Origin of the sequence: Sphingomonas sp., assembly GCF_031361285.1 — a bacterium.
GTDB lineage: Bacteria > Pseudomonadota > Alphaproteobacteria > Sphingomonadales > Sphingomonadaceae > Sphingomicrobium.
Map to the genome: position 1 here is coordinate 1 of NZ_JANMCO010000137.1, position 2,245 is coordinate 2,245.

At 63.3% G+C, this 2,245-nt stretch carries 3 protein-coding genes and 1 pseudogene; 3 read left to right on the top strand and 1 reads right to left on the bottom strand.

Annotated features, from left to right (window positions below; all coding sequences use genetic code 11):
* A partial coding sequence (locus RMO25_RS11755) for a hypothetical protein (protein ID WP_309662793.1) occupies nt 1–209 on the bottom strand: 209 nt, incomplete at its 3' end.
* A gap of 189 nt (nt 210–398) precedes the next feature.
* Between RMO25_RS11755 and RMO25_RS11760 the strand changes: the two genes are divergently transcribed.
* The 3 genes and pseudogenes from RMO25_RS11760 to RMO25_RS11770 all read left to right on the top strand — a co-directional run.
* Nucleotides 399–782 carry a VOC family protein gene (locus RMO25_RS11760; RefSeq protein WP_309662794.1) on the top strand — a complete coding sequence of 128 codons (384 nt, stop codon included), beginning with the start codon at nt 399–401 and terminating at the stop codon, nt 780–782.
* Nucleotides 783–920: 138 nt separating this feature from the next.
* Complete coding sequence (gene mdh, locus RMO25_RS11765; RefSeq protein WP_309662795.1) at nt 921–1,883, top strand: malate dehydrogenase; 963 nt, start codon at nt 921–923, stop codon at nt 1,881–1,883.
* Nucleotides 1,880–2,245, top strand: a pseudogene (locus RMO25_RS11770) (succinate--CoA ligase subunit alpha); the annotation flags it as partial. The gene mdh and the pseudogene RMO25_RS11770, both read left to right, overlap by 4 nt.

Genomic DNA, 2,245 nt, shown 5'->3' on the forward strand with positions numbered 1-2,245 from the left:
GGCGGGCAATTGCGGTTGCCCCACCAATTGGCGTCGGCAAGGCCCCGGTGGATCATGTTGCCGCGCTTGGCATACTTTGCGTGCGCCTTGGAAACCGTCTGACTATGCTTGGCCTGGTAACCTTTGCCCTTGCTCTTGCCGTGGTCGGCCATCGCGGGAGCAGCGCCGAGCAGCAGCGAAGCACCGGCGAAAAGGATCAGCTTGTTCATGTTCGTTCCTTTCAAAAGATGAACGGAAGGGCGTTTCGCACGCCTATCTGGACATGGGGTTCAAACGATTGCACGAGTGCCGCGTTCCCTGTCCGTTCATCCTGGCGAAAGGTGTCAGACGGCCAATGGAGCGCGGAACGAAGCCCGGCGGCGAGCCGTTCTCAATTGGCCCCAACCAGGAGACTGAAGATGCTTGGCAAGGCGAACGCGACGCCGATGATTGCGGTCAAGGATATCGATCGCGCGCGAAAATTCTACGAAGGGACGCTTGGCTTGGAAACCAAGGACGAAATGGGCGGCGAAGTGCTGTCCGTGAAGAGCGGTGACACCGCGATCAGCGTCTACCGCTCCGAATTCGCTGGGACCAACCAGGCGACCGCTTTGACCTTCGACGTCGACGATATTGAATCCGAAGTGAGCGAGTTGAAGGAAAAGGGCATCTTCTTCGAGCAGTACGACATGCCGGGCCTGGAGAAGCAGGGCGACCTCTATGTTGCGCAAGGCATGAAGACCGCGTGGTTCAAGGATCCCGACGGCAACATCTTGAGCCTGTTCGAGGGGACCGCCGGCTAGCCCGCGCTGGTTGACCGAAGGCAGCGCAGCCGAGCTGCGCGGGCGGTTGCCCGACTCTCGCCGCCGGTCTAGAGCGCCGCCAATTCGCTAGCGCCGGTCCTCGGCGCGCCAGGAACAGCAAAGGAAAGCAACCGGCTCATGCCTCGCAGGAAGATCGCGCTGATCGGCGCCGGGATGATCGGCGGCACCCTCGCCCACCTCGCGGCGATGCGCGAACTGGGCGACATCGTCCTGTTCGATATCGCCGAGGGGATTCCGGAAGGCAAAGCGCTCGATATCTCGCAAGCCGGGCCGGTCGACGATTTCGACGCGACGCTGAAGGGCAGTTCTGATTACGCCGACATCGCCGGGGCCGACGTGTGCATCGTCACCGCCGGCATCGCGCGCAAGCCGGGGATGAGCCGCGACGATCTGCTCGGCATCAATCTGAAGGTGATGAAGGCGGTCGGCGTGGGCATCAAAAAGCACGCCCCGGACAGTTTCGTAATCTGCATCACCAACCCATTGGACGCGATGGTGTGGGCACTGAGGGAGTTCTCAGGCCTGCCGCACAAGCGCGTGGTCGGCATGGCCGGCGTGCTCGATTCCGCGCGGTTTCGCCATTTCCTCGCCGAGGAGTTCAAGGTCAGCGTCGAGGACGTCACCGCCTTCGTGCTCGGCGGCCACGGCGACACGATGGTGCCGATCGTCGAATATTCGACCGTCGCCGGCATCCCGATCCCCGATCTGATCAAGATGGGCTGGTCGACGCAGGACAAGATCGACGCCATCGTCAAGCGCACCCGCGGCGGCGGCGGCGAGATCGTCGCGCTGCTCAAGACCGGCAGCGCTTATTATGCGCCGGCAACCGCCGCGATCGCGATGGCCGAGAGCTTTTTGAAGGACAAGAAGCGCGTGCTTCCGGCAGCGGCGCATCTCACCGGCCAGTACGGCGTCGACGATCTTTACGTCGGCGTCCCGGTGGTGATCGGCGAAGGCGGGGTGGAGCGGATCGTCGAGATCCAGCTCGACGACACCGCCAAAGCCAATTTCCAGGTCAGCGTCGACGCGGTGAAAGAGCTGCTGGTGGCCTGCAAGGCGATTGATGGCAGCCTCGCATGAGCATTCTCGTCGACCGCAATACCAAGGTCATCACCCAGGGAATGACCGGGGAGACCGGGACGTTCCACACTGAGCAGGCGCTCGCTTACGGGACGCAGATGGTCGGCGGGGTCACACCGGGGAAGGGCGGCTCGACCCATATCGGACTGCCGGTGTTCGACACGGTCGAGCAAGCGGTCGAGGCGACCGGCGCGACCGCTTCGGTGGTCTATGTGCCGCCGCCGTTCGCCGCGGATTCGATCCTCGAGGCGATCGAGGCCGAGGTGCCGCTGATCGTCACCATTACCGAAGGCATTCCGGTCCTCGACATGGTCAAGGTCAAGCGCGCCTTGTGCGGCTCCAAGTCGCGGCTGATCGGGCCC

Excerpts from the sequence above, each read along its gene's own strand:
- RMO25_RS11760 (WP_309662794.1), top strand. The coding sequence starts at position 399 with ATGCTTGGCAAGGCGAACGCGACGCCGATGATTGCGGTCAAGGATATC.
- mdh (WP_309662795.1), top strand. The coding sequence starts at position 921 with ATGCCTCGCAGGAAGATCGCGCTGATCGGCGCCGGGATGATCGGCGGC.